Source organism: Bradyrhizobium sp. CIAT3101, assembly GCF_029714945.1.
GTDB lineage: Bacteria > Pseudomonadota > Alphaproteobacteria > Rhizobiales > Xanthobacteraceae > Bradyrhizobium.
The window spans coordinates 6,760,245-6,781,744 of record NZ_CP121634.1 but is presented as its reverse complement, the minus strand read 5'-3'; the positions used below and the strand labels follow the sequence as shown (position 1 = coordinate 6,781,744).

Sequence of the window (21,500 nt, the reverse complement as noted above, 5' to 3'; positions counted from 1 at the left end):
GGCGCGAGCAGGGGCGTGCCATTGGGATCATGATCCGAATGTCGCATCATGATCCCGCCAACAGCCGGCGAGCGCTCAGTCGAGACCTTCGCACTTCAACTCGCGCAGCGCCTTGTCGACCCAGGAAGCGTCGTGCGTGCCTGCCTTGATATTCGCCATCTGCTTCTGCTCGGCTTCAAGCTTCGCCGCGGAGGCCTTGTACACCTCGTCCACTTCGCTAAACGGAACGCAAAGCAGTCCATCGTCGTCGCCGATGATGAGGTCGCCGGGCTCGATCACCATGCCGTCGATCGCAATCGGGACGTTAATTTCGCCCGGCCCATTCTTGTAAGGTCCGCGATGGGTCACGCCAGCCGCAAAGACCGGAAAATTCTGGTTGCGAATGAACGCGGCATCACGAATGGCGCCATCGATCACGACACCGGCAAGGCCGATCTGAATAATCCGGGTCAGCATCATTTCGCCAATCAACGCGTTGGTCAGATCGCCTCCTGCATCGACCACGATGACATCGCCGGGCTCTGCCAGGGCCATCGCCTTGTGGATCATCAAATTGTCGCCGGGCCGCGTCTTCACCGTGAAGGCGGTGCCTGCCATCCCGCCGCCCTGGTGCATCGGACGCAATCGCGCGCCGGCCGCGGTCATCCGGGACATGCTGTCGCTGACATTGGCGACCGGCAAGCGCGAAAAGCGCTCGACGATGTCGGCGGACACTTTGCGCTGCCGCTTCTGAATTCTGAATCCTACGGTCATGAGCCTTCCCTTCGGCTGGGGCGCCAATTCGAGCGCCGTTTCGCTATCGGTGTCGCGGGAAATTGCAGGCGGGCTTGCTGCACGGCCTGAAGGGGAACTCCCCTGAAGCAACGTCTCACTTGAAAATGAAACGGTATTTCATTTCTGTTATCGCTTCAGCGACTGACTTTGTCAATTGCCGCATCGCGAACGAGCGCGATGACCTCGTCGGCTTCCTGCTCGGTGCTGTCGAAGCGGGTCACGAAGCGGACGATATCCTGGCCCCGTCGCGCGAATGGCAGGCCGGTCGCGGCGAGCCGGTTGATGGCCGAGACGGGCAGGTTGATGAAAACCAGATTGGCTTCCACCGGTGCAACGAGCCGAACGCCGGGCAGCGCGGCGAGACCCGCGCCAAGACGTGTGGCCACGGCATTGGCCTTGGTCGCGAGCCGCAGATAGAGGCCGTCCTCGACATAGGCGAGCAGCTGTGCAGACGCATAGCGCATCTTCGACCAGGTCTGGCCGGCGCGGCGAAGCCGATAGGACAGGGGTTCGACGAGGTCGCGGTCGAACACCACGATCGCATCCGACGACATGGCCCCGTTCTTGGTTGCGCCAAAGGACAGGATGTCGACGCCTGCGCGCCAGGTCATCTCCGCCGGGCTGCAGCCGAGCCGCGCCAGTCCGTTGGCGAAGCGGGCGCCATCCATGTGCACGGACAGATTCTTGTCACGGGCGATCGCACTGATCTCCGCGATCTCGGCGAGGGAGTAGACGGTGCCGAATTCGCTGGCCTGGGTGATCGACACTGCGTCGGGTTGCGAGCGATTGCGAACTCCCCAGGCCGTCCCGGCGAGCGCCTGGCGCAGAAGTCCCGGCTCGATCCGAAAGTTCGGGCCGGGCAGGGTGAGGAGCTTCGCGCCGCCCGTGAAGGCTTCGGTCGCGCCGCCTTCCGCCGTGTGAACATGTGCCTCTTCGTGGCAATAGATCGCGCCGTATGGTCGCGCGCACGCCGCGAGCGACAGGGCATTGGCAGCCGTGCCGGTCGCGACGGGGAAAACCGTGACCTCAGCCTCGAACAGCGCCGAGAAACGCTGGTTCAGCAATTTCGAATAATCGTCGTCGCCATAGGAGGCGGCCGGTCCGCGATTGACTTCAGTGATCGCCTGGAGAATTTCGGGCGCGACCGGTGCGACATTGTCGCTGCGAAAGTTCGGGAGCGTCCGGGGTGTGTCGTTCATAACGTCCTGTCCTGCCGTCATATGACGGTCGCTTCCTGCTTGTTGACGCGCCGGTTGATGAGAAGCAACGGGATCGCGGTGACGAGAATGAGGACGGCGGCTGCGGCGGCGGCTAGGCCTGCGCCGGTGCCTTCGATCGCATGGTACATCACGACGGTCGTGGTCGCCCAACGGCTCGAATAGAGCACGATGGTCGCGCTCAGCTCGGATGCGGCCGTGATCCAGACGAGGACGAGGCCGCCGACCAGACCGCTCGCCATCAGCGGCACCGTCAGGCGCGCGAATGTCTGGCTTGGCGACAGGCCGAGATTGATCGAGGCTTCCTCGAGCGAGGGATCGAGCTGGTGCACGATCGCCGAGGACGACCGGATGGCGAAGGGCAGCTTGCGGACAACATAGGCGATCACCAGGATCAGCCAGCCGCCGGTCAGGACGAGCGGTCCGTTGTTGAAGGCAACGATCAGGCCGATCGCAAGGATCGTGCCCGAGACCGCGAACGGCACCATGCCGACGAAGTCGAGCAGCCCGGACAGGCGGGAGCGATGCCTGGCGACGACATAGCCGATCGGCGCACCGATCAGCATCGTCGCGACAGCGGCGATGCTCGCAAGCGTCAGCGTGTTGAGCAGCGGACGATAGGACCCGGACAAGAGCGTGGCGTAATTGTCGAGGCCCAGCTCCCAGGTCAGGACCGGGCCGCGGAAGCGCAGCACAGAAACCATCAACACGGCCGCGAAGGGCAGCAGCGAGACGATCACGATGCCCCAGCTCATGATCGCAGCAAGCAGCCGCAATCCCGGCGACAGCGCCAGCTTTGCGGGCGCGCTCCGCGCATTGGTCGAGAAGCGGCGCTTGCCGAGATAGTGCCGTTGAACGAGAAGCGCGAGCGCGGTGCAGGCGATCAGCAGCACGCTGAGTGCGCCCGCAGCGGCGGGGTTGGCGTCGGACTCGCCGGCGAACAGCTTGAAGATGTCGACGGCGAGAAACGGCCGGTCTTCAGCCAGCACCGCCGGCACGCCGAAATTCTCCAGCGCTTCGATGAAGACCAGGAGGCCGCCGGCGAGGATTGCCGGCATCACGATCGGCAGCAGGACGGTGCGGACCGCGTAAGACGGCGAACCGCCGAGATTGCGGGCGGCTTCCTCCATCGAGGCGTCGACGGCCTGAAAGCCCGCCAGCACGGGCATCACCACATAAGGATAGAGCGTCAGCGTGAACACGATCACGATGCCGGGCATGCCGTAGATCGAGCCGATCGGAATGCCGATTCCGCGCAGGGCCGTGGTGATGACGCCGGCATGGCCGAACAACAGCACCAAGGCGTAGGCGCTGACGAACGAGGGAAGCACCAGCGGCAGCGAGGTCAGCGTCAGCAGCAGCGCGCGGCCCGGCACATCAACCCTTGCGAGGCAGAAGGCGAGCGGGATGCCGATCGCGCATGCAAGGCCTGTTGCGAGAGCCGCCGCGAGCAGAGAGTTGCCGATCGAGCCGAGGTAATAGCGGCTCTTCACGATCGCCGCGTAGTTGCCGACGGTGAAGGCGCCGGTGCCGTCGATCCGGACGCTGGCATCGAGCACGAGCGCGAGCGGGTAAAGCAGGAAAACCGCGAGCAGCACCAGCGACACCAGGGCCACGATGGTCGCGAAGCGTTTCATGGCGCGGGAAACGCAATGATCTGGGCGGGGTCATAGGCAAGCACGAGCGATGCGCCGGGCGCAGCGTCGAACGTCGCGCCGCCGAGCGCCGCGACCCGAAGCTGGGTGCCGTCAGGCAGCGTGGCGTGAAGCCGTTGCACCGGCCCGAGAAACTCGCGCAGCGCCAGCCGGGCCTGAACGCGAGGACCGTCAGAGCTGTCCGCTAGTCGTAAAGCCTCCGGCCTGAGCGACAGCAAAACCTTTGCGCCCGGCTTCCCGACCTCGCCCCGAACCGAAAACTCCGTTCCGGCCGCCGCCACTTGCGTGTTGCGGCCGTCGAAGGCCTTTGCGACGCCCGGCACCATGTTGGTCGAGCCGAGGAATTCGGCCACGAAGGCGGTCTGCGGCATCCGGTAGATGCGCTCGGGCGTGTCGACCTGCTCGACCTTGCCGTGCCGCAAGACGGCGATGCGGTCGGAGATGGCGAGCGCCTCCTCCTGGTCATGCGTCACATAGATCGCGGTCAGGCCGAGCGCCTGCTGCAACTGGCGGATCTCGATGCGCATCTCGGTCCGCAGCTGCGCGTCGAGATTGGACAGCGGCTCGTCGAACAGCAGCACCGCGGGCTCGATCACGAGCGCACGCGCAATGGCGACGCGTTGCAGCTGGCCGCCCGAGAGCTGGTGCGGCGAGCGCGGGCCATAGCCGGCGAGGCGCACACGCTCGAGCGCCTTGTCGACCCGCGACTTGATGTCGGCCGCCGGAATCTTTCTCGCCTTCAGTCCGTAGGCGACGTTTTCGGCCACGGTATGGTTCGGAAAGATCGCGTAGTTCTGGAACACCATGCCGGTGTCGCGGCGATGCGCGGGCAGATTGTCGATGCGCCGGTCGCCGAAGGAAATCGATCCGGATTCGACGTCGACGAAGCCGGCGATCATGCGCAGCAACGTCGTCTTGCCGCAGCCCGAGGGTCCGAGCAGCGTGAACAACTCGCCATGCGCGATGGCGAGCGAGATGTCGTCCACCGCGCGCACCGCGCCGAAGGTGCGGGTCAGCCGTTCGATCCGGATCGCGGTCATGGACGTTAGCGCGTATCCTGGATCGTCGTTTTCAGCCGCGCGAGGGTGTCACGCCGCGCCGCTTCCCATTTGGCATCGTCGTAGGGCAGCACCTTGATCGCCGAGAAAGGCAGCATGCCGGGTGCGACGGCGCCGAGATCGATATCCTGACGCGCGGGCCGCCGGAACGTCGCCTTCAGCAGCATCTCCTGCACGTCCTTGCTGGCGAGATAATCGATCAGCTGCCTGGCCGCGTCGGTGTTCGGTCCGCCCTTCAGAATGCCGGCGCCCTCGACCACGGCATGCGTGCCCTCGGCCGGATAGACGACGTTCACGGGCGCGCCGTTGTGGGCCCACAGGAAGCCGGCATATTCGAGTGTGATTCCGAGCGGATATTCGCCGCTACCGACACCTTCGAAGACCTGCGTCGAACGATTGAGCACTTTTGCGTTCGCAAGCAGCTGGCCCATCTTGGTCCAGGCTGCGTCTCCTTCGCCCCATTGCGACAGAAGCAGCGTGGCGGCCGCATATGAGAAGCCGGAATTGCTGGGGTCGGTGAAAGCGAGCTTGCCCTTCAATTTCGGATCGAGGAGATCGGCCCACGATTTCGGCCCGCTGTCCTTGTCGATCGCCTTGGTGTTCTCCCCGATCACGACGACCTGGATGTTCGTGCCCAGCCAGAGGTCCTTTGGATCGCGAAACTGCGCCGGCACGGCTTCGCGGTCCTTGGCCGGGTAGGCCTGGAGATACGGGCTCGCCAGCCGCAGGATCGTGGCGCTGACGCCCCAGATCACGTCGCCTTGCGGATTGGCAGCCTCGGATGTGATGCGGCGCACAAGCACGCCCGATCCCGTCGACACCACGTCGACCTTGATTCCGGTCGCCTTGGCGAAGCCGTCGGCGACCAACTTGTTCACGGTGTCGTCGTTGGCCGAATAGAGCACGACATGCTGCTCGGCCCAGGCCGATCCGGCCGCGAGGAGCGAGACCGCCAGCGCGACGCCGCGGGCGAGGATCGAGGCCGGAGTTCTCATCGGGGTCGCCTTTTCGGTTCTGTTGTTGCTTATTTGGTTTTGGCGAGATGTTCGGTCGCCGCCTTGAGCCCGGCGCCAGCTTCGACCGGGAGGCCGAGCTTGGTCAAGACGTCTTCGAGATGAAGCAGGTCTGTCAGGATGGTTGCGGCGCTGAATGCCCCCATCGTGCCAAACCGGATGACGCGGCCGGAGAGGCGGTTGCGCGCCCCCGCGATCACCGTGCGATGATCCGCATAGAGCCGCCGCACGATCGTTCCGCCCTCGAGCCCGTCGGGCACATTGAACACGACGACGGTGCTCGAGCGCGGTCCGCGCTCGCAAAAATCCGCAAGCCCGAGCGCCGCGCCGCCGGCGCGCAGCGCTCCGGACAGCTGCTCATGGCGCGCGAGCACGTTCGGGAGGCCTTCCTCGTGCATCATCATCAGGGATTCACGCAGGCCGTAGAGCAGGCTGACCGGCGCCGTGAACGGAGTCTCGTTCAGCTCAATAGACTTCAGCGCCCGGCGGAAATCCCAGAAGAAGACCGATCGCCGCTCGTCCTGCTCGATCACGCGCCACGCCTTCGGGCTCACGCTGGCAAGCGCGAGGCCCGGCGGACACATCAGCGCCTTCTGCGATGCCGAGACGACGATGTCGACGCCCCATTCGTCCTGCCGCATCGCGATGCCGCCGAGGCCACTGACGGAGTCCGCGATCAGCAGCGTGGGCCGGTCGCGCACCAGCGCGCCGAGGGCGGCAAGGTCGGCCACCATTCCGGTCGAGCTCTCATTGTGGACGACGACGATGGCGCGATAGCTGCGCTCGCGCAGGCGTGCCTCCACCGCGGCAACGTCGACGGCGTGGCCCCACTCGTTCGCAACCGTGTCGACCGAGATGTTCATGGCCTTGGCGATCGAGGTGAAGCGCTCGCCGAACTGGCCATGCTCGATCACGAGGATCCGGCTATCAGGCCCGACCACGTTGACGAGCGCGGCTTCCATGACGCCTGTGCCCGAGCTCGCAAAGAACATCACGCGGTTCGTCGTGCCGAGGACCGGACGGATCATCTCCTCGGTCTCGCCGATCGCGGCTTTGCACTCGGGACCGCGGTGGTTGACGATCACCCGTGCTGCGGCCTGCCGCACCCGTTCGGGCACTTCAGTGGGTCCGGGAAGCCGGAGACGATATCCCGTCGCGGGAATGGCGGATGGCGTGTCTGTCGTGGTCATAGCCTGAAGTCACCGTTCTGACGCTTATTGGGAACAAGACCGCTGCCCTCAGGATCGTCGTGATGATCGGGGCCGTTCCGTTGCTTATTCTGTTGCGTCCATGTGGTTTCGGTCAACGTCCCGCAGCGTCCGTCGCATCATGCCATCGACGATCGCCGCCGACTCGCTTGGACGCAGATGGATCGTCGTGGACTTGAGCAGCCATGGCAATACCGCTTGCTCGAGCCGCTCCTCATAGGCGGGCCGCATCATGTCGAAGGCCTGCAGGCCGGGCCCTGCCAGGACGACATGGTGCGGGCGCAGCACGGATATCGTTGCCGCGACCGCCTCGGCGAGCGCGCGGCCGGCCTGCTGGAAGACGTGCTCGAGGCGGGGATCCCCGCTTCGTGCCCGCTCGTGCAGCAGGCTCATCTGCGCCTCGGAGGGCTGCTGCGACGCCGCCGGCGGCAAGTCGAGGAAGGTGCGTGCGTCGCGGTAGAGCGCATAGTCGGCGAGATGGGCCTCGATGCAGCCGCGCTGGCCGCAGCGGCACTGCGGCCCGTTCGATCCCAGCTTGGTATGGCCGATCTCGCTGCCGGCGCCGGCGCCCAAACGCGCTTCACCGTCGACCACGATGCCCATGCCGACGCCGTGACCGATCAGGATCAGGGCCATGAGGCCCTGGGCCAGTGACGGCTCGGCGGCCGCGAGCGCGAGCGCGACCGCGACGGCATCATTCGCCATCACGACTTCGGTGCCGAATGCCTGACGCACCGGCTTCGCCAGGTCGATGTCGGTGACGGATAGCGCCGGGCTCCACAGATGCCGGCCGGTGTCCGCGTTGACGATACCCTGGAGGGCGATGCCTATTCCCAGCAGCCGATGGCGCGGTGTCGCCGTCGCCTCCAGCATCGCATTGATTTGCGTGATCACGAGGTCGCACAACGCGCCGGCGTCGAGTGCCCGGGTCGCGATTTCGAGGCGCGACTGCGCCAGGCTGAAGCCGCTGAAATCCGCAATCAGTGTCTCGATCAGATTCATGCGCAGCGAGACCGCGACGACGCGGCCGAACTCCGGGTTCAGGGTCAGCAGCACGGCCGGCCGGCCACGGCGGCGGGCATTCAGCCCATCCGGATCGTCTTCGTCGGGATCGTCCGACCATGGGGGTGCCGCCGTCTCGGTCTCGCACAGCAACTCTTCCGCGATCAGCCTGGAGGTCAGGCCGGAAACGGCCGGGAAGCTCAGTCCCGTGCTGCGGGCCAGCTCGACACGCGGCAGCGGTCCGTGACGTCGCAGCACTTCCACCAGGCGGCCCCGGTTAGAGCCGCGGGCCATGCCTGAAATTCGTCTCGGCAACTCAGTCTGGTCAGTCATGCTGTCCTATTTAATTCAGGGCATGAATTTAATAAGCGCCCATCGCCGCGGTGTAACTAGAGAAACACAGCGCACGATGTGTAATGGCGAGGCATATTTACTAATACCATGCCTCATGTACTATTTCCGCTTGAAGAAGTGGCCAGTGCATCTTGATTTCGATGTTCTGCTCTGCAACATTTCTTCGCTACGTGAATAAAATAGAGCGCAAAAGCGCTGTAAGCCCCGCATCTGGGGTGCCCAAAGGGAGGACCACATGAACGGATCAATGAAGAAATTGCTCGTGCCGTTGCTCGCGACCGCTGCTGCGTTCGCGTTTGCGACCGGTGGGGCGCAGGCCCAGCAGAAGAAGACCATCGCGCTGGTGACCAATGCCGCGGCCGACTTCTGGGTTATCGCAGGCCGCGGGCTCGAGAAGGCTCAGAAGGAGCACCCGGAATACGATATCCAGTTGATCGTCACCAACGATGCGACCGCGGCGGGCCAGCGGCGCGAGCTGGACGATCTGCTGGTGCGCGGCGTCGCCGGCATCTCCATCTCGGTTGACGATGCGCCGCATGCGACCGAAGAGCTCAACAAGGTCGCGTCTCAAACCATCCTGATCACGACGGACAGCGACGCGCCGCAGAGCAAGCGTCTCGCCTATATCGGCACCGACAACGTCGCGGCCGGGCGGCAAGCAGGCGAGGAGTTCAAGAAGGCGTTGCCGAACGGCGGCAAGATCGCGCTGTTCGTCGGCACGATGGACGCGGACAATGCCCGCGAGCGGGTGCAGGGTATCAAGGAAGCGATCGCCGGCACCAAGATCGAGCTGGTCGACGTGTTCACCGACCAGGTGGACTCCGCCAAGGCCAAGGCGAACATGGAGAACGTGCTCGTCAAATATCCCGACATTGCGCTGCTGTCCGGCCTCTGGAGCTACGAGACGCCGTTGATCTATGATGCGGTCAAGGCGGCGGGCAAGGCCGGCAAGGTGAAGATCGTCGGCTTCGACGAGGATCAGCGCACGTTGCGGGGAATTTCCGACGGCACGATCGAGTCGACGGTGGTGCAGCAGCCTTTCGAATTCGGCTATCTCTCCGCCACCAACATCATCAAGACGCTGAACGGCGACAAGTCCTGGATTCCCGCTGACAGCAAGCTGATCGTGCCGACCCAGGTGATCAGCAAGACTAACGTCGCGGAGTTCACCGCTAAGATGAAGGATCTGCTGAAGAAGTGACTTTGAGTGCCTTTCGACACCTGGCGGCCATGACCAGCGAGCTTGGCCGTCGGGTGTCGAGCAGGAGGAAGTGAATGGCGGAAATCCTGTTCGAACTCGCAGGGATCAGCAAGTCCTATCCCGGCGTCATGGCCCTCAACGATGTCAGCCTGCGCGTGCACCGCGGCGAGGTGTTGGGCCTGATCGGCGAGAATGGCGCCGGCAAGTCGACCTTGATGCGCGTATTGGGCGGCGTGATTGAGCCCAGTGCGGGCGTGATCCGCATCGGCGGCACGGACCACGCCCACATGACGGTGAACGAGGCGACGCAGGCCGGCATCGCCTTCGTGCATCAAGAACTGAACCTGTTCGAGAATCTCGACGTTGCCGCGAACGTCTTCATCGGACGCGAGAAGCTCGTCGGCGGCCCGCTGAAGCTGGTGAATAGCGCGCAGATGCGCGCCCGCGTGACGCCGCTGCTGGAGCGGCTGGGTGCCGATTTCGGCCCTGACACGCTGGTCGACAATTTGTCGATCGCCGAACGTCAGATGGTGGAGATCGCCAAGGCGCTCTCGATCGACGCCCGCGTGATCATCATGGACGAGCCGACCTCGAGCCTGACGATCTCGGAGACCGAGCGGTTGCTGGAGGTGATTGCCGACCTGAAGGCGCACGGCATCGCGGTGATCTATATCTCCCACCGGCTCGGCGAGATCATGACCTGCGCCGACCGCGTCGTGGTGCTGCGCGACGGGCGCACGGTGGGAGAGCTGGCGCGAGACCAGCTCAGCCATGGCGCAATGATCCGGCTGATGATCGGCCGCGACCTGAAGACGCTGCATACGCCGCCGAAACGGCCGCCACAGCCGGGCGGCTGCGACATCGCCGGCCTCGTGACGTCGGCCTTCCCCGACCGGCAGATCGATCTTTCCGTGCGGCATGGCGAGATCCTCGGACTGGCAGGACTGGTGGGCGCTGGTCGCACGTCGCTGGCCCGCGCGGCCTTCGGCATCGATCCGGTGCTGGGCGGCGAGATCAGGATCGACAACGCGAAGGTCCATGTCGGATCGCCCCGGGACGCGATCAGGCAAGGCATCTATCTGGTGCCGGAGGACCGCAAGAAAACGGGGCTCGTGCTGGAGCTGCCGATCTGCGAGAACGTGACGCTGGCGAGCCTGCTGAATTATGCGCGGATGTGGCTGATCAACGGCGCGTCCGAGCGCAACGTCGCGAAGGAGCAGGTGAGGCGGCTCTCCATCAAGGTGCCCAGCGTCGACATGGAGGCCGTGACCCTCTCCGGCGGCAACCAGCAGAAAGTCGTGCTCGGCAAGTGGCTCTCCATGCAGCCGCGCGTGATGTTCTTCGACGAGCCGACCCGCGGCATCGATGTCGGTGCCAAGAGCGAGATTTACGCGCTGATGCGCGAACTCGCCGATCAGGGCGTCGCGATCGTGATGATCTCCTCGGACATGGAGGAGGTCATCGGCGTCTCGGACCGGGTCGCGGTGATGCATGAGGGACGAGTCAGCGGTGTGCTGGAGCGTTCGCAATTCAGCGAATACAACGTGCTGCGGCTTGCAATAGGCCAGGCGCTGGAACCCGTGGAAGCCGCTGCGCAATGAACAAGAAAGAACTCGGCCTCGGCCTGCTGCTCGTGGTGATTTCCGTCATCACCGGCATGATCAATCCGGCTTTCCTGTCGGTGGTGAACCTGTTGAACCTGGCCAATCTGATCGGTCTGTTCGGTGTGTTTGCGCTCGGCGAAGGGCTCGTGATCATCACCGGCGGCATCGACCTTTCGCTCGGCTCGATGTTTGCGCTGCTCGGCGTCGTCTTCGTCGATCTTCTGACGACGTACCAGGTTCCCTGGCCCTTGGCGCTGCTGGCTGTGTTGCTGGGCGGACTGGTGCTGGGGGCCATTCAGGGGGTCCTGATCACGCGGCTGAAGATGCAGCCCTTCATCGTGACGCTGTGCGGATTGCTGATCTATCGCGGCGCCGCCCGTTATTACACGACCGACTCGACACGCGGCTTCGGCTACGGCGACGAGGCCGCGACCCTGAGCAACCTTGCCTCCGGCCATGCAGTGGCGGGCATCCCGAACACCTTCATCCTCCTGATCATCCTTGCAATCGTCCTCGGCGTGGTGCTGCACCGCTCGGTCTACGGACGCTGGCTTTATGCCGTCGGCAAGAACGAGGAGGCGGCGCGCTTCTCGGGCATCAACACGAATATGGTGATCGCAACGGCCTACATCATCAGTGGTGGCCTCGCCGGCGTTGCGACGGTGTTGTTCGTGTTCTACACGAACTCGGTGTCTCCGAGCTCCTTCGGCAATTTCTATGAACTCTACGCGATCGCGGCGGCTGTGCTGGGCGGGTGCAGCCTGCGCGGCGGCGAGGGTTCTATTCTCGGTATCGTGCTGGGGACTGCGCTGCTGCAGGTGCTGCAGAACCTCGTGAACATCCTGGGCATCCCCAATTCCCTGAACTTCGCGGTGATGGGAACGGTGATTTTGATCGGCGTGTTGGCGGATCAGCAATTGCAGGCCCGACGCAAACGCAAGCTGGCGCTGGCCGGCCTCGCCCGCACGGCGCCGAAGTCGACGCTCCCGCATGGCGTAGAACCGGTGCCGGCCAGAACGAGTGACCAGACATGACGAATCCGGGCTTGGGCTGACGCAAGGCCGCCTCTACAACGGGCTCGCTCGAGCGCCGTTCGACCAAGAGCCCGGACGAGGTGACCCCCGTCACAGCAACTCCCATTGCGCGCCGACATGTTGCCCGTGATTGCGGGATCGGCTCGCAGCGCCAACAGGAGATGTGACGATGACGGTTTCGACCAAGCCTGACTTTGCGAATTGCGAGCTCTCCATCGACGAGCTCGAGGCCGTCGCCGGCGGCGGTCTGTGGGGCTGGATCAAGCACGAAGCCTCCGACGCCTTGCACTGGGTCGAGAAGAACGCGGGGAGCGTGGCGTCGGTCATTGAGAAGGTTCTGGGCGGGCCGGTCTACAACTCCCATCCGCCGCACAAGATGTCCTGACGACCTGCTGGTTCCAACGCTCGTCGCACTTGTTGTTCCCGGGCCTTCGGCCCGGGACAGTCGTTTGATGGCCGAAATCCCGTCGCGCGTTCCAGTGCGTGTCCCTCTGTGACTGGCCTCACAGCTTCGATGCATGCCGGATCCTATACCTGTGAGCACTGACCGAGAGGGGCAGTCCCTCCCAAGGCAAACAGGAGATGGCAATGAGCGAATTCAAGACGTCCGCAAACGAACAATCTGCGGTTCTGCTCGATGATGCGGTGCTGGAGAACGTGGTGGGCGGTAGTGCCGACAGCGACTTCCAGAGCTTTCTGGATGCGCACTCGGTCGGGGGCTGGACGATGCGAGACGTCTTCGCCAAGCCGGTGCTGGGACGTTACACCCCGCGATAATCCTGAGCCTTGCCGGGCAGCATTCCGGAAAGTGCGGAAAGGTCATCCGTTCGGATGACCTCTTTCGATCCATCGCCCGGTAAGCTGCGAAGACGATGTGCCGGTGAGGCTGCAAGCGCTTGTCCGGCATCGCAACCGTCGATCAATCCCCTCAAAGTCGAGAGCGAATAGAACTCAAAATTCCGGTCGTCGCGTCGACGACTTGCAGAGCCTGCTGGGCCTTGGCCAGGGCGAGAGGCGACCTCGCGCATTGATCGGGCAGTTGGGCGATCTTCTTGCGCTGGCTGGTCAGGAGATTGGTAGACTGCTCGACGGCAAATTTCACGACGTCGCGGGTCGGGTCATTCTCACCGACATTGGTCAGCTCTTTCTCGATCGTGATCAGATATTCGAAACTGGACAGCTCTTGAGAAATCTCGACAAGATTTTGAATCGTGGACTTCACGCAATCGGCGTCGACGGCGGAGATGTCGGGCCTCTTCGATGTCTGCACGAGATCGCCCATCAGGCCCGCGAACATCGGCTTGAGATCCTCGACCCTCTTCAGATCGGCCTGGCTCAGCACACCGGCAAGGCACACATTCGTGGCGACCAGCAAGGCAAGGCATGGCCACGCCAGCCGGGCGATGAGAGCGCGAGCCGTTGCAGTGAGCGTGATGCGATCCGCTTGCCAATTCATCTGATGGGTCCGATGTCCTCTGCCTTGACAATTGCAGCTGGTTCTCGTTGCGAGCTTAGCTCCGCTCACAATTTCGCTCAATCCCATTCTCGGCGTCGTCCGCGCGGACGATGGCGCTGCAAGTTTTCGCGCGGGAGCGAAGCGTGACCGAGGGCACTGACAAAATCTTTCGCGCCAGCGCGCTGCAGCGTGCGGCCTCGCCGGAAGAGCTCGATCATCTCGTCGCGATCACCAAGCCGGCCGACTGGATCCTTGCCGCGATCGTGACGGTCGCGCTTGTCGCTGCGCTCGTCTGGGGCATTTACGGCCGGATCCCGTCGCGCGTGTCGGGGCAGGGGATTCTGGTCGGCAGCGGCCGCGTCGTCGATGCGGTCTCGGCCGCCGAAGGCAGGCTCGCCTCGCTCGGTGTCTCCGTCGGCGATCATGTCGAGCGCGGACAGGTGATCGCCCAGATCTCGCAGACCGAGATCGAGCAGAAGTACGGCAACGCCGTGGAAACCTACCGGGAGCGTCAGCGCGAGCACGACGACATGGCCGCGAAAGTCACTGCGGAGCTCGCGATCAAGGCCTCCAACTTCGACAAGCTCGAAGCCGCCTTCAACAAGGTCATCGAGGCGACCGGGCAGCGCGTCCAGTCCCTGGATGTCGACGTGAAGAACCTCGAGCAGCTGATGGCGAAGGGGCTGACGACACGAAAGACGCTCGAGGACCGCCGTCTTGAATTGACCGAGGCGCAGCAGCGCCGCACGGATTCGCAAAACGAGATTCTCAAGCTTCATGCCCAAAAGACCGATCTCGAAACCCAGCGCGAGCGCGAGCTGCAGCAGGCCGAGTTCGCCTCGAACAATGCGCGCCGCGAGATGCAGGCGCTGGCGGGAACGCTGGGGCGCAATTCGCAGGTGCTGAGCCCGATCGCCGGACGCGTGCTGGAGATCAAGACGTCGTCCGGCTCGGTTCTCGGCGTGGGCACCCCGGTCGTCCTCATCGAAGACGAGGGCGCCCGGCTGGAAGCGGTGGTCTACATCCCCGCCGAACAGGGCAAGAGCGTCAAGCCGGGCTACCAAGTGCGCGTCGCCCCCAGCACCGTCAAGCGCGAGGAATTCGGCACGATGATCGGCGTAGTGTCGAGCGTCTCGGAATTTCCGGTGACGCCGCAGGGCATGACCGCCGTGCTGCATAACGATCAGCTCGTGAAGGTGTTTTCCCATGACGGCGCGCCCTATGCGGTGGCGGTGTCGCTGAACCAGGACGCGTCGACCGCAAGCGGCTATCGCTGGGCGGTGGGTAAGGGACCGCAGATTCATCTCACCAGCGGTACGCTGGCGCAGGCCGAGATCACCACGCGAAGCCGGCGCCCGATCGATCTCGTTGTGCCCCTGCTCAGGAAGTGGACGGGGATCGATGGATAGTCCCGCTTCGCCCGCTGCAGGCATCAAGCACACGCCGACCATTTTGCAGATGGAGGCGGCGGAGTGCGGCGCGGCGTGTCTTGCCATGGTGCTTGCGCATTATGGCGCGTGGGTGCCGCTGGAGCAGCTTCGCGTCGAATGCGGCGTCTCCCGCGACGGCAGCAAGGCCAGCAACATCGTCAAGGCGGCGAAGCGCTTCGGGCTGTCGGCGAAGGGATTTCGGCTGGACCTCGCAACGCTGGGCTCGGCGCCGACACCTTGCATCATCCACTGGAACTTCAACCATTTCGTCGTCCTCGAAGGCATCAAGGGCAAATCCGCATCGATCAACGATCCCGCCTTCGGACGCCGGCAGATCGGCGTCGACGAGCTCGACCGCAGTTTTACCGGCGTCGTCCTCACCATGCAGCCGGAGCCCGGGTTCGCGCCAACCGGCGGCAAGCCGGCCGGATTGAAACTGCTGCTGCGGGAATTGCGCGGCTCCAAGGCCGCGGTCGGCCTGCTCATCCTGCTCAGCTTCGTCATGGTCGTCCCCGGCCTCGTGGCCGCGAGCTTCTCCAAGATCTTCATCGACGACATTCTGATCCAGCACCTGAACGGTTGGCTGCGCCCGCTGCTGGTCGGCATGGCCGCGACCGCGCTGATCCGCACCATCCTGACGCTACTGCAACAATCCCTGCTGCTGCGGCTGCAGACAAAACTTTCGGTGGTGATGATCAGCCGCTTTCTCTGGCGGGTGATGGCCTTGCCGATCGAGTTCTTCACCCAGCGTCACGCCGGCGACATCGCGGCGCGCGTGGGAGCCAATGATCAGATTGCGCGGCTGCTGGCGGGCGGCATTGCGGCGAACGCGCTCAGCCTCACCTCGGTGGCGTTCTTCGCGTTCGCGATGATCGTCTACGATCACTGGCTCGCCGTGGTCTGCATCGGCCTGTCGCTGCTTAATGTTCTTACCTTGCGGCTGTCGATGCGGCGCCGGGAGGATCTTAGCCGCGGGCTCTCGCTGGAGCGCGGCAAGCTGCTCGGTGCCGTCGTCAGCATCGTCAGGTCGATCGAGACGATCAAGGCGAGCGGGCTCGAGGACGAGGCGTTCGGGCAATGGTCCGGCATCCAGGCCAAGGTGCTGAATGCCGAGCGCGAGCTGGCGTCGTCGTCGATCATCCTCGACATGATCCCGACCCTGATCGCCGGCATGACCGTGACCGCGATCCTGATCCTCGGCGGCTTGCGGGTGATCGAGGGCTCGCTCACGCTCGGCAGTCTCGTCGCCTTCCAGGCTCTGATGGCGAGCTTCTCCGAGCCGGTGGCGATGCTGGTCAATCAGGCGGGCTCCTTTCAACTGATCAAGGGCGCGCTCGACCGCCTCGAGGACGTCTACAATTATCCGCTCAGTGAGCCCGCGCGCGCATCGGACAAGACCTTCCCAGCGCGGCTCGACGGACGGATCGAATTCAGGGACGTGCAGTTCGGCTATTCGCTGCTCGAGCCGCCGCTCATCTCCGATCTCTCAATGACCGTGGTTCCAGGATCGCGCGTGGCGCTGGTCGGCGCTTCCGGCAGCGGCAAGTCCACCCTCGGTCGCCTGGTCTGCGGGCTCTACAAGCCCTGGGCCGGCGAGATCCTGATCGACGGGACCAGGCTTCAGGATGTTCCGCCCAACATCCTCGCCAACTCGATCGCCTATGTCGACCAGGACATCTTCCTGTTCGAGGGCTCGGTCCGCGACAATCTCACGCTCTGGGACCGCACGACGCCCGACATCGATCTCACCCGGGCGCTCAAGGACGGCGAGATCCAGGACGATATCGCGATCCGGGCCGGCAATTACGATTCCTATGTCAGCGAAGGCGGCACCAATTTCAGCGGCGGCCAGCGCCAGCGTATCGAGATCGCCCGCGCACTGGTCGGCCGTCCGTCCATCGTCGTGCTCGACGAGGCGACCGCGGCGCTCGACCCCGTCACGGAGAAGGCCATCGACGACAATCTGCGCCGTTGCGGCTGCACCTGCATCATCATCGCGCATCGCCTGAGCACGATCAGGGATTGCGACGAGATCGTGGTGTTGCGGCAGGGCAAGGTCGCCGAGCGCGGCACCCACGAGACCCTTCTCGCCCTGAACGGCGAATATGCCCGCCTGGTGTCGCAGGAATGAGTGTTGGCATCGACAATATCGTGTCCGGGGCAGGCCTCGTCGCATCGCTGGGATTGCCGGGCGAAATGGCGCTCGATGGCCGCCGGCCGATCCTGCTCGATCACCATGGCCATGTGTTGGAGGTCGTTGCCGGTCACGCGGACATCTTTGCCGTCGACATCAGCGATGGCAGATCCGGCAGCCGGCATCATCTGTTCCGCATCGAACGCGGCGACATCATTCCCGATCTCCCGGGGTTTCCCGCGTCATCCCCGGACGGTCTGCGCTTCATCGCGGTGGGCGCACAGGACACGCTGGTGTCGGTCGTGCCGAGGGGCGGGCTGGCATCCGCGGATCGGGCGGTGCGCTGGATCGAGCGGCTTGCACGCTTCGTCGCGGGGCCGGCGCCGCTGTGGCAGATGACCGAATTGCCGGAGGGCGAGGTGACGCTGACCGCGGGCGAACCGCGTCGCGGCCCGATGCGCGGCCTGCTCTGGCTGACGGTAGAGCGGGGGGCGCTGAGCCTGATCGGGACCGGGACGAGCTACACCGCGGGAAGCCCGCCGCTGCCGCTGACATCGGGCTTGTGGGTCGAGGCGGGCGCAGACGGCTGTGCCGCGCGCGCGACGGCGCAGGCACCGGCGCACGATCTGATCTGGCCGGCGATCGATCAATTCCATCAAAGCTTCGTTCAATGTGTCCAGGGCATCCTGGTCCGCGACACGCAAAATGAGAGCGCGCGGCTGGCGAGCCGAACAGGGCTCGCTGCCACGCAGGCGGTGGAGGCCTTCGACCGCCTGTCCGGCATCATCGTGCGACGCTTCGATCACGATGCGGTCGATGCCTCCTGGTCCGACAGGTTGGTCGGCGCATGCCAGATCGTCGGCAACGCGATGCGGGCGCCGATCGCGATCTCCAGCCGCGGCGAAGGCAGCGCGCAGGATTTTGCCGGGCTCACCCAGATCGCGCAGGCCGCGCGCCTGCGGCTGCGCGAGGTTCTGCTGCGCCAGGACTGGTGGAGACTGGATGCAGGCCCGATGGTCGGCTGGTATGGCGAAGCGCGGGTCCCGGTCGCGCTCGTCTACGAGCCTCGTCGCGGATACCTGATGATCGACCCGCTCACGAAAGTGCGCCGGCCGGTCGATCGGACCATCGCGGCGCAAATCGCGCCGGAAGCGGCCACGTTTTATCCGCCGCTGCCGTCGCGGGCGCTGACATTCAAGGATCTTCTGCGATTCTCGCTGCGCTATGCCCGTGGCAGCGGGCTGCGCATCGCGCTGTCGGTGGTCATGATCGGCCTGTTGTCGCTGGTGACGCCGTTCGTCACCAATCTCTTGATCAGCTCGATCATCCCGCGATCGGAGCTGGACCAGCTTGCCTTCTGCGCGCTCGCGCTGATTTTGGCGGGCCTGTCGGTGGCCGGCGTCCAGGTCATGCAGGCCTTCGTCATGCTGCGGATGGAGGCCTCGATCGACTGGCGGCTGCAATCGGCGTTGATCGATCGTCTGCTCCGGTTGCCGACCGCCGTTTTCCGCGAGTTCACCGCCGGCGAGCTGGTCGACCGCGCCATGGGCATCGATGCGGCGCGGCGGGCCCTGACCGGTCACGCCCTGCGCGGCATGATCGCCGGCCTGTTCTGTGTCTTCAGCCTCGGCTTGATGCTCTATTACAGCCCCAAGCTGGCGCTGGTCGCGATTGCGCTGACCTTCGTCCGCGCGGTGGCCATCATCGGCACCAACCTGGTGCGGCTGCATTTCGAGAGCAAGCACTTCAACCAGCAGGGCAAGGTCTCGGGCTTCGTGCTTCAGCTCCTGACCGGCGTCGGCAAATTGCGCGTCTCGGCGGCGACGTCCCGCGCGCTCGCGATCTGGTCGAAGCAGTTCGCAACCCAGAAGCAGTACTTCGTGTCGTCGCAGGTGGCGGGCAACGGCCTCGGCGCATTCGAGACGGCGTTTCCCACCATCGCGACGCTGATCATCTACGCCTACGCGTCCTATTCGAGCAGCGGCTTGCTCTCCGACATCGGCGCGTTCTTCGCGTTCTTTTCCGCGTTCGGCCAATCCATGGGCTCGGTCGGCTCTTGGGCAGCGGGTGTGAGCGAGGCGCTGATTGCCATCCCGCCGCTGCTGCGGCTGCGGCCGCTGATTGCGAGCCCGACGGAAATCCCCGACGACCGGCAGCCGCCGGGGGAGCTGTCCGGGTCGGTCGAGCTCGCGCGCGTGTCGTTCCGGTATCTGGCGAACGGACCGCTGGTGCTCGACAATGTCACCTTGAAGATCACGCCCGGCGAATATGTCGCGGTGGTCGGGCCGTCCGGCAGCGGGAAATCGTCGCTGTTCCGGCTGCTGCTCGGGTTCGAGCGCGCGGAATCGGGTGCGGTGTTCTACGACGGCAAGTCGATCGAAACGCTGGATGCGAGCGCGCTGCGGCGCCAGCTCGGCGTGGTCCTGCAGAACGCCAAGCTCGCCAACGGAAATCTCTACGAGAACATCTGCGGCGGAATCCGGCTGCCGCTCGACCAGGCCTGGGAGGCCGCGCGCCTCGCCGGCATCGAGGACGACATCGGGGCGATGCCGATGGGGATGCTGACCCAGGTGTCCGAAGGCGTCAGCACGCTGTCCGGCGGCCAGCGCCAGCGCATCATGATCGCGCGGGCGATCGCACGGCGTCCGCGCATTCTCTTGTTCGACGAGGCGACGAGCTCGCTGGACAATCAATCCCAGGCCATCGTCAGCGATGCGCTGGAAAATCTCAACGTCACCCGCATCGTGATCGCACACCGGCTCAGCACCGTGAAGCGCGCCGACCGGATCATCGTGCTGGTCGACGGCAAGATCGTCGAGACAGGGACGTTCGCCGAGCTGAACGCCGCCTCCGGCATGTTCGCCTCGTTCGCGCGCCGCCAGATGCTCTGAGCGCTTCGTCCGTCCGGTCATCCCAAAAGAAAACTCCCGGACGGCTTTGTCCGGGAGCTTCCTGATCGAGTTGTCAACTCGGCGGCTGAGAGGCCGCCCTGCGGGCTGGCCTTAGTTCAGCCTCTGGGGCGGGTTGCCACCACCGGCGCCGGTGACGATACCGCCGACCACGATGATGCCGGCGGCGATCCCAGCCACGACCGGGTTGGTGAAGAACGACTTCAGGCCGTGCTCGACGGAATGCACGAGGCTGCTGAACCAGCTGCCGCCGGCAACACCGTCGAGCTGCTCCATCGAGAGTTCGCAATTGGCGTTGTCGTTAATCTGATGGGTCATGTTGTCTCTCCTGTTCACGCTGCGGGATCATCCCTGCAACTGTTGACAGCATGCCGCATGCATCACGCGAGCGCCGTGACCGGTATCACGTTGCTCTCCTGTCGCGAATTTCGTCGCCGGAGTCCTATCCCTCGTATTGGTCCGGGCCCATCGCCCACGAGGCCTGATCGTGGCTGTAGGCGTAGTTGCGGTTGTTCACCGCCGGATTGCGATTGACCATCGGCCGCATGAACATCGGATGCGTCGCGCTGCGCACCTCGTGCTCGACGGTGAAGAGAGGCTTGCCGCTGTCGAGATCGACGATGTCGCAGAAGCGGTACTGATACTGGTTGTCCTCGCGGGAGATCAGATCGCGCGCCAGCAGCTTGCGGTAGGGGCCGGAGAAATCGGTGATGTACATCTGCACATGGTGGCCGTCATAATCGGGCTGTGCCCGGTCGGTCTCGCGGAACAGCAGATGCTGGTCGCGGCCGGTCTTCACCGCCGCAACCTTGCCGTCGCCGTTGCGCAAGGCCGCGGGCATGCCCATGATCTCCGGATAGAAGGCGCAGATCGCCTGCGCCGATCCGGCCGGCACCTCGAACTCGACATAGGGAATGCCGAGCGTGATGCGTCCGAAGCGCGCCGCGTCCGGCTCGTGGACGCGGATGCGGTTGCCCCAGGGGCAGGTCGCTTCGACATGGTCGTTATGCTCGGCGTATGCGAAGGCCGTGCCTTCGAGCTTGCTTTTGACCGAGGCCAGTCGCGCCAGCAGCGCCTCGCGCCCCTCGATGACGAGCCCGGTATGGCCGCGCAGCACCTGCGCCTTGCCGCTCGGCAGATGAAACTGGCTTCGTCCGGCATTGATCCACATGTTGGTGTCGGACACCATCAGATAGGGATCGCGGGTCAGTCCGAGGCCGGTGACGTAGAACAGGGTGGCAAGGCGCTGGTCCGGAACCTGGATGTTGACGTGCTCGAAATGGATGGCGTTGCCGAGATCTTCTGCGGATCGATCGAATTGTTGCGGCATGGATGTGAGCTTCTCGCTGGAGGGACGACTGGCTCCATACTAGAGCAGAATTTCCGCCAGCCGAAACGGTTGAATGATCACATCTTGGGAGCGCGGCAACGTGTGCGCTGCACCTTGCCGT

The 21,500-nt window shown here is 64.6% G+C and carries 18 protein-coding genes; 8 read left to right on the top strand and 10 right to left on the bottom strand.

All coding sequences use genetic code 11. From position 1 onward, the window contains the following. Nucleotides 1–75: 75 nt before the first annotated feature. The 7 genes from QA645_RS31825 to QA645_RS31795 form a co-directional block, all read right to left on the bottom strand. Complete coding sequence (locus QA645_RS31825; RefSeq protein ID WP_283045228.1) at nt 76–753, bottom strand: RraA family protein; 678 nt, start codon at nt 751–753, stop codon at nt 76–78. Nucleotides 754–908: 155 nt separating this feature from the next. After that, nucleotides 909–1,973, bottom strand: coding sequence for a beta-eliminating lyase-related protein (locus QA645_RS31820; RefSeq protein ID WP_283045227.1), 1,065 nt, complete (start codon nt 1,971–1,973; stop codon nt 909–911). A gap of 17 nt (nt 1,974–1,990) precedes the next feature. Further along, nucleotides 1,991–3,628, bottom strand: coding sequence for an iron ABC transporter permease (locus QA645_RS31815; RefSeq protein WP_283045226.1), 1,638 nt, complete (start codon nt 3,626–3,628; stop codon nt 1,991–1,993). Continuing rightward, the gene (locus tag QA645_RS31810; RefSeq protein WP_254129773.1) at nt 3,625–4,686 is read right to left on the bottom strand and encodes an ABC transporter ATP-binding protein; all 1,062 of its coding nucleotides are present in this window, start codon (nt 4,684–4,686) and stop codon (nt 3,625–3,627) included. The genes QA645_RS31815 and QA645_RS31810 overlap by 4 nt, the downstream gene beginning before the upstream one ends. A gap of 5 nt (nt 4,687–4,691) precedes the next feature. Continuing rightward, complete coding sequence (locus tag QA645_RS31805) at nt 4,692–5,699, bottom strand: extracellular solute-binding protein (RefSeq protein ID WP_283045225.1); 1,008 nt, start codon at nt 5,697–5,699, stop codon at nt 4,692–4,694. 29 nt (nt 5,700–5,728) lie between these two features. Further along, on the bottom strand, nt 5,729–6,907 hold the full coding sequence (locus QA645_RS31800; RefSeq protein ID WP_283045224.1) for an alanine--glyoxylate aminotransferase family protein: 1,179 nt from the start codon (nt 6,905–6,907) through the stop codon (nt 5,729–5,731). Nucleotides 6,908–6,991: 84 nt separating this feature from the next. After that, nucleotides 6,992–8,260 (bottom strand): ROK family protein, encoded by a 1,269-nt coding sequence (locus QA645_RS31795; protein ID WP_254129776.1) that lies wholly within the window; start codon nt 8,258–8,260, stop codon nt 6,992–6,994. A 256-nt stretch (nt 8,261–8,516) separates the two neighbouring features. On the opposite strand from QA645_RS31795, the gene QA645_RS31790 reads away from it, so the two are divergent. From QA645_RS31790 to QA645_RS31770, 5 genes are all read left to right on the top strand, one after another. Next, nucleotides 8,517–9,482 (top strand): sugar-binding protein, encoded by a 966-nt coding sequence (locus QA645_RS31790; RefSeq protein WP_283045223.1) that lies wholly within the window; start codon nt 8,517–8,519, stop codon nt 9,480–9,482. Nucleotides 9,483–9,556: 74 nt separating this feature from the next. Then, entirely contained in the window at nt 9,557–11,083 is a 1,527-nt protein-coding gene (locus QA645_RS31785; protein ID WP_283045222.1) for a sugar ABC transporter ATP-binding protein, read from the top strand. Next, a complete protein-coding gene (locus tag QA645_RS31780) occupies nt 11,080–12,120 on the top strand; it encodes an ABC transporter permease (RefSeq protein WP_283045221.1) in 1,041 nt (346 codons plus the stop codon). The genes QA645_RS31785 and QA645_RS31780 overlap by 4 nt, the downstream gene beginning before the upstream one ends. A gap of 169 nt (nt 12,121–12,289) precedes the next feature. Continuing rightward, nucleotides 12,290–12,505: a CCRG-2 family RiPP gene (locus QA645_RS31775; protein WP_254129780.1), complete on the top strand. Its 216-nt coding sequence runs from the start codon at nt 12,290–12,292 to the stop codon at nt 12,503–12,505. Between the two features lie 203 nt (nt 12,506–12,708). After that, nucleotides 12,709–12,897: a hypothetical protein gene (locus tag QA645_RS31770; RefSeq protein ID WP_254129781.1), complete on the top strand. Its 189-nt coding sequence runs from the start codon at nt 12,709–12,711 to the stop codon at nt 12,895–12,897. Nucleotides 12,898–13,048: 151 nt separating this feature from the next. On the opposite strand, the gene QA645_RS31765 is transcribed toward QA645_RS31770, so the two are convergent. Further along, complete coding sequence (locus QA645_RS31765; RefSeq protein WP_283045220.1) at nt 13,049–13,657, bottom strand: hypothetical protein; 609 nt, start codon at nt 13,655–13,657, stop codon at nt 13,049–13,051. A 62-nt stretch (nt 13,658–13,719) separates the two neighbouring features. Here QA645_RS31765 and QA645_RS31760 point away from each other — a divergent pair, with 62 nt between their 5' ends. The 3 genes from QA645_RS31760 to QA645_RS31750 are packed head-to-tail and all read left to right on the top strand — an operon-like array spanning nt 13,720 to nt 20,031. After that, complete coding sequence (locus QA645_RS31760) at nt 13,720–14,985, top strand: NHLP bacteriocin system secretion protein (RefSeq protein WP_254192497.1); 1,266 nt, start codon at nt 13,720–13,722, stop codon at nt 14,983–14,985. Continuing rightward, the gene (locus QA645_RS31755) at nt 14,978–17,137 is read left to right on the top strand and encodes an NHLP family bacteriocin export ABC transporter peptidase/permease/ATPase subunit (RefSeq protein WP_283045219.1); all 2,160 of its coding nucleotides are present in this window, start codon (nt 14,978–14,980) and stop codon (nt 17,135–17,137) included. Before QA645_RS31760 ends, QA645_RS31755 begins: the two co-directional genes overlap by 8 nt. Then, a complete protein-coding gene (locus QA645_RS31750) occupies nt 17,134–20,031 on the top strand; it encodes an NHLP bacteriocin export ABC transporter permease/ATPase subunit (protein ID WP_283045218.1) in 2,898 nt (965 codons plus the stop codon). The genes QA645_RS31755 and QA645_RS31750 overlap by 4 nt, the downstream gene beginning before the upstream one ends. Nucleotides 20,032–20,142: 111 nt before the next feature. Here QA645_RS31750 and QA645_RS31745 read toward each other — a convergent pair whose 3' ends face one another. Continuing rightward, entirely contained in the window at nt 20,143–20,367 is a 225-nt protein-coding gene (locus tag QA645_RS31745; RefSeq protein ID WP_254129786.1) for a hypothetical protein, read from the bottom strand. Nucleotides 20,368–20,491: 124 nt separating this feature from the next. Beyond that, on the bottom strand, nt 20,492–21,379 hold the full coding sequence (locus tag QA645_RS31740) for a hypothetical protein (protein ID WP_283045217.1): 888 nt from the start codon (nt 21,377–21,379) through the stop codon (nt 20,492–20,494). Between the last annotated feature and the right edge of the window lie 121 nt (nt 21,380–21,500).